Here is a 5,249-nt window from a genome sequence, read left to right as displayed (position 1 = left end):
TAGGTTTGGTTCACTTAATATGATACCTGATGTCACGCCGAATGGCGTTTTTTATTTACCACCAACTGGGTGGCTAACTTCATTCTATAATCCACCCTTGTCTAACTTTACCTTCTGGACCAATAAAATTAAAAATCATCTATACCATTGTAAACTACAATCTTTTATATAAATCAACATAAAAAAGAGGCTTTTGGAGCCTCCTTTTTACGCCATCCAATTGTCCATCATTTTCTGATTCACATCCCGGTCAGTCTTAACATATACTCGCATAAAAATCGAGAGACTATTCCCCATCCTTTCAGCTGCCCAAGGGTAGGATATCCCTGGTTTATTTGCTAATTTAGTACATAGTGTGTGTCGGAAAGAATACATCGATAATTGCGATCCATTACCACTAATATTCAACTCACCGCAAATCTTCTTCAACATTTCATTCATGCTTTTTTGTGTGATAGGTATATTATTCGCACATGTCTTATAATCATGAAGGTTTAGAAAGATTAAGCCTTTAGGATTAGTCAATCCATGGTATTTCAAAAATTTCTTTTGTTCCTTTTTATAAGTATCAATAAAGTCAATTAATTCTTGCGAAATTGGTAAACAACATCGCGAATATCCTTTTGGTCGCGCTTTAAGGGTACCATTAAATTTACGAGCATAATCTGACCAACTATCATTAATTTTGAAAGTAGTATACCCATCTTCTGTGATAAGATTATTAAATTTCAAAGCTTGAATCTCGCCTGGGCGCATTCCTGTTTCCAGATCGATCCAAAGTGCTAAACGTGTTCCCCACTTATCTATTGTAGTATGGTTTAGAGCACCTTGAATCTGCTTTTTAATTAATTCAAGTTCAGAATTTGTAAATAGGTATCGTTGTTTTCTAACACTGAATTCGTTCTTACGAAAAAACTTATCCAAATACTGTTCAGGTACTGGATTTTCTTTTACTACCTTGCCAATTAATTCATTAAAGAAACTTCTCATATGAGTTAAACGATGATCAATTACCGTTGCACGTCCAACTGTTGCTTTATGCTTATGAATAAAATCACGAGCAAACTGTTCAACTAATCGTTCACTAATATCTTTGATCTTGGTATTCTTAAAATACTTTTCAAATTCATTAGCCGAATTATTCCAGTCACGATACGTAACAGGTGAAATAGTATTTTTCTTGCGATTGATATACTTTCTAAATTCCTCTGCAAAGACTGTATTACCATCCGCTAGCTGCATTCCTTCTTCATAGTCCGCCCACATCTGTCTTTCTAATGCCTTAGCATTTGAACGATTTGAAGCATAGGCTACTGGCCAGCTTTCTCGCTTACCAGTAATCTTATTAATCGGCTGGATGCGCACTTGGTACTCACCTTTGTGCTTACCAGTTGTCATTTTTTTAATCATTTTTTCACCCTCAAAAAATGGGGTCAGCACAAAGCATGACCCCATCATTATTATCTATAGTTACTTTGTCCATACAGTTTTCTGCCTATATCCTGCAGTTAATAGCCAATCTTCGACTTCTGATAAGTTATAGTATTTTCGACTTGCTGTTGTTAATTGATGAAATGGTAGTCCATTATCTAATAATCCATATAAGATTGTGGTACTTATGCCTAGTTTTTCACACAGTTGCTTACCATTTAAGATTTCTTTCCCAAACATGAATAATGGCCTCCTCCTTATGAATTGGATTATAACTCTTAGCACTACAATTCTGCATAAATATCACGCTTTTAAGAGCTCTTCATCTAGCCTTTCAGATAATCCTACATTTGTCGTGACGGAATAATGCCGTGTACCATATGTCTCACTAGTTTTATCCTGTTCCCAGACCATCTTAATATCATACGTCGGCAACTCATTATTAATTAAGTATTGTTTCTTCGCAATCTTTTTCATTTCGTCAATGGACTTGAATTTAGCAATATGATATTTATCACGTTCAGAGTCGAATCCTTGATATTTGTCATTAAAATCATACTTTTTTGAGAGTTCCAAAGCTCGAATATCCACTAGTACGATTCGACATAAGCCTGGAATAGAATTTTCGTAACTCAGATAAATTCGTTTTCCATCCACTACAATAAATGGGTCCGGGTTAAAAATAAGGCCATCAAAGTAACCGCCTACTTCTAAAATTAGATAATTATCTTTCAGCGATGAGCGACTATATTCTTTTAATCCTTTAAATTTACCAACCCATCGCTGACGCAATACTGGTTTCCAAGTGGTGCCCTTAGAATTTGTAATCTTTTTGATTAGAGTGTTGCCGATTAAGTCTTTTGCTTCCATAATAAGTTCCTCCTACTTTTTAGTCTTTAAAATCATAATTTCATGTTTCATATCATTAATCTTATTCAACCATTCAAGATATGCTGCGGATGAAAAGTAAACACCAATCCTATGTTCTTCTTCCATTAGGTTAATTGGTTGACGTTTAGCCTTACTTAATCCACTTGCTTGAGCAAAATATTCCAAAAAAATATCCTTGTTCATATTAATAGCCTGTTGCCAATTAAAGTTCTTTTTATTATTCACGTAAATCCCCTTCAATCGTTAATTCAAAATTCAAATGGCATAAATAATTTCTGATCATTTTTATACTTCTCTTTTAATTCATCATAACCACAATGCCACGAACTAACCTTTCCTCGTTGACGATGAATCTCATTATCCCAATATTCAACTTGATCGGGAGATAGTTCATTTTCTTTTAACATTAAATTCAACTTTTCTTGCGTTAAATTATCATTTTTCGAGCAGATAACTTTTTGATAGTTTTTATGATTAAAATGCTTTCGTCTTAAATTCAAACCTAATCCCTCAATTTGATCGCAGAAAGCACGATAAGTGGTTGCATAAGCAAAATTTTTTTCTCCTTCTAAATAAACGTCAAAAAGTTTCTTTGCTTGCATTCCAACAAGATCATAAAGACTTGTAATATTTTGTTCCTCAAAAAAAGCTTCAACAGACGAATTAAGGTTTGATAGTGCTGATTGAGCGGAATTACTTTTGTCAAAAATAGACTTTGCTTCATCTTTGCTCATATTTAAGATATCAACAGCGGTATTTAATATTATGCAGAAGAACGCTTCTTGAACTTTCTTATTATTTATCCACGCATCTATATTGGAACTAAAACTAATATTAGGGTCGTCTGTTAACCTTTTTGATGATTTTATGACAAAAATCCTATCAACAGTCCCAATATGTTTTATTTGTGGGACATCATTTGTTGAAAGTACAATCAATGAAGGCAGTTTAATATCGTGATATTGTTGGAATTTTGCAGCTCCCGTTTTCGCCTCATTGCTAGTCACTGCATTTATTACCGTTCCAACATTCCTTTTAATTTCATTCGACCTACCATCAGACTGAAAATCATCAAACCACAATACTAATTTCCCTTTTTTGGTATCATTAGCATCAATAAGATTAGGATCCGTAAACACTTTATTAATATTTGGTTCAGAGCATAGTATTCTTGACGGCTTATTTGGTTCATCAAAAATCTTGCATAATAGTTTAGCTAAAACAGTTTTCCCGGACCCAGGCACTCCATACAATATGAAAGCCCTGCGAAGTGTTGGAACAATATTAGGGTCTTGTAAAACAATTAGAGCAAGCATACATGTAATTTGCCTATAGTAGCCATCACTTATATGAGTTAGGAATGCTTCAACTTGACTATATTCTTCTGAGTTAAATAAATCCTTATCTGCTTCATAATTGATATAATCAACATTTACGTAATTGCCAACCTTCTTAAGCAGTGGATTTTCTGTGTGGACGCCTTTATTGTCAATCCAGATTGTCTGATTCTCAGATTTAAATCCGATATCTAATTTGCCATTTTTATACTTATTATTATTAAGGAGTTCGTACACGTTATTACGAGAGTTTCGAATAAACCTTTTTCCGCTTGCATCAATATATTTGTCAATAATGCTATTTACCGCTTTAGAATCTGCAGTGTACACATGATGCTCGTTTAATGCCATTAATTGATTATCAACAAGGATAGTTGCAGGATCGTTATACACTTTATCTGCAATACTTAGATTGCTAAATCTATCTTTAACTAACGCATCATTTAACTTCTTGATAATGGTATTAGGATCACGGCTATTTTCATTTGCCCATACTTGCAACACAATTGCTACACTATTATATAGGTAGAGATTATGTTTAATCTCTTTGTCATTCAATAACTGCTTAATCCAGTCATCAATTGAAACTATTGCTGGTCTAATAATTGGAGGCACAAAATCATTAACAGTTACATCTTTATGATCTCTGAGATACTGCTCCATATCATTAATTTCAGTTGCCTTTATTACTTGACCGAATAAATTAACAGTACTAGCAGGGGGATTTTCGAGCATAAAAATTTGGTTGCTCAACATACTCTTTGTAATTTTATTAATATATTCTTTACTCTGCTGACTATCATTTTTATCAAGTTCAAACCTATAATAATGAGGTTGCAAGATACCATGATTGATGTCCTGAATTCCAGCTTCATTCATTATCTTTTTTACTTCATCAAGTCGTTCCATGTTTTCTTTTGTTGCTTTATTAAAAGGATCTTGGTCAAATACTTGCTTTTCCACTATATACACTGCCTCCTTTTCTTGTTTTTCTGCTTTAGCTAAAATCAAAGAATTAACATGGTTATTTTTCTTTGCTTCTCTTAGACTTTCACCAGTAATTTCATAATAATTAGCTCCAACATCAAAACAATGATTTCGACATTTATAATCTGTTAAAGAATTAAATAACAAGTATTCTTGATCGTTTTTTATTAAAGCATAGTTCCACTTTTTCATTGAAAAAGTTAATTGACTAACCTTTCTTTGATAACGCTGTTGAAATTGTTGATACTTCTTATCAAAGTTTCGTGTATTTATTCTGATAATAAATCCATCATTAACACAATTAATCACGTTTTCTAAACCCCAGAATTGAAGCATATCGTATATCATGTTCATTCCGCTATACGTACATCTCAGTCGATTAACATACTGTTCATTCTTTGTTTTTCCATTCTCTGAGCAAAAGCGGTTGAGGTTGTCTTTATCTCTTTTTCGTTCATTTACCAGGCGTTTATTATCTATATAATTAGGTGTTGCTTCGATTTCTTTTTTTCTCCCCGAAATGTCAATTTAAGTTAGAAAAAAAGTAGTTGCTCATCAGTGACATACTTCATGAATACCTCGTAAGGTGTTTGATAGCCCAAT

5 protein-coding genes are annotated in these 5,249 nt (G+C 33.2%); all 5 read right to left on the bottom strand.

Features of this window, described 5'->3' with window-relative positions; translation table 11 throughout:
• Positions 1–207 precede the first annotated feature (207 nt).
• The 5 genes from AACL61_RS09070 to AACL61_RS09050 all read right to left on the bottom strand — a co-directional run bounded on the left by AACL61_RS09070 (position 208) and on the right by AACL61_RS09050 (position 4,955).
• The gene (locus AACL61_RS09070; RefSeq protein ID WP_339111272.1) at positions 208–1,410 is read right to left on the bottom strand and encodes a tyrosine-type recombinase/integrase; all 1,203 of its coding nucleotides are present in this window, start codon (positions 1,408–1,410) and stop codon (positions 208–210) included.
• A gap of 60 nt (positions 1,411–1,470) precedes the next feature.
• Entirely contained in the window at positions 1,471–1,671 is a 201-nt protein-coding gene (locus AACL61_RS09065; protein WP_150399535.1) for a helix-turn-helix transcriptional regulator, read from the bottom strand.
• Positions 1,672–1,734: 63 nt separating this feature from the next.
• Positions 1,735–2,301, bottom strand: coding sequence for a hypothetical protein (locus AACL61_RS09060; RefSeq protein ID WP_339111271.1), 567 nt, complete (start codon positions 2,299–2,301; stop codon positions 1,735–1,737).
• Positions 2,302–2,313: 12 nt separating this feature from the next.
• Positions 2,314–2,547 carry a hypothetical protein gene (locus AACL61_RS09055; protein WP_003671409.1) on the bottom strand — a complete coding sequence of 78 codons (234 nt, stop codon included), beginning with the start codon at positions 2,545–2,547 and terminating at the stop codon, positions 2,314–2,316.
• Positions 2,548–2,570: 23 nt separating this feature from the next.
• Positions 2,571–4,955, bottom strand: a complete 2,385-nt coding sequence (locus tag AACL61_RS09050) for a hypothetical protein (protein WP_339111270.1) — start codon at positions 4,953–4,955, stop codon at positions 2,571–2,573.
• Between the last annotated feature and the right edge of the window lie 294 nt (positions 4,956–5,249).

Source organism: Limosilactobacillus reuteri subsp. porcinus (assembly GCF_036621895.1).
GTDB classification, from domain to species: domain Bacteria; phylum Bacillota; class Bacilli; order Lactobacillales; family Lactobacillaceae; genus Limosilactobacillus; species Limosilactobacillus reuteri_J.
Note: the sequence above shows the minus strand (reverse complement) of the source record. Positions and strands in the feature narration are given on the sequence as shown.

Coding starts and splice junctions, on each gene's coding strand:
- AACL61_RS09070 (WP_339111272.1), bottom strand. CDS start 1,410: ATGATTAAAAAAATGACAACTGGTAAGCACAAAGGTGAGTACCAAGTG.
- AACL61_RS09065 (WP_150399535.1), bottom strand. CDS start 1,671: ATGTTTGGGAAAGAAATCTTAAATGGTAAGCAACTGTGTGAAAAACTA.
- AACL61_RS09060 (WP_339111271.1), bottom strand. CDS start 2,301: ATGGAAGCAAAAGACTTAATCGGCAACACTCTAATCAAAAAGATTACA.